This window comes from Mesotoga sp. HF07.pep.5.2.highcov (assembly GCF_003666285.1).
Classification (GTDB): domain Bacteria; phylum Thermotogota; class Thermotogae; order Petrotogales; family Kosmotogaceae; genus Mesotoga; species Mesotoga prima.
In genome coordinates this window covers 1-627 of sequence record NZ_JFHJ01000122.1, presented here as the reverse complement: position 1 = coordinate 627, position 627 = coordinate 1, and the positions used below count along the sequence as shown (strand labels likewise).

Genomic DNA, 627 nt, shown 5'->3' with positions numbered 1-627 from the left:
CACGAATCTAAATATATCAGATTTTGAGGATGTCGTCAATAGTACAGAATCCAAGTTATAGGCGAACGGGGATTAGCACCTTCATAATTCTCTCCCAGTAACTTGTCAAAGATCTAGGCTAAAAATTAGACTGTGTCGTGATCGTGAGGTTCAACATTTCACAACATCGTGAGCCATATACAGGAAATGTAGTAGAATATTCTTGAGGTGGTTCTAATTGAATGGAATCGTTACATCGAATCTCGTGAAAAGATACGGTTCGTTTGAGGCTTTGAAGGGCGTTTCACTTTCGATAGAAGACGGCGATCTGTACTGCCTTCTGGGGCCGAACGGTGCAGGCAAGTCAACCCTTATAAGAATCCTTACTGGATTGATGAAACCGACGTCAGGTGAAGTGAATATTGCCGGACTTGATATGAAACGAGATCTGAAGAAGATTAGAGAGAAAGTCGGTCTTGTGTCGGAGCGAGTAATTCTCTATGATCGTCTTACTCCGGTCGAGAATCTTCTATTCTTCTCTTCAATGTTGAGGATTGAGAAAAGGACTGCGCTGAAAAGGATAAATTCTCTTTTAGAAAAGGTAGACATGATCGAGTGGAAAGACAAACCTGTAAGGGTTTTTTCGAC

The 627-nt window shown here is 41.5% G+C and carries 1 protein-coding gene; it reads left to right on the top strand.

The window, feature by feature from the left end:
• Positions 1-217: 217 nt before the first annotated feature.
• Positions 218-627: ATP-binding cassette domain-containing protein (locus tag BG32_RS01980; protein WP_147434795.1), on the top strand; the 410-nt coding region annotated here is incomplete at its 3' end.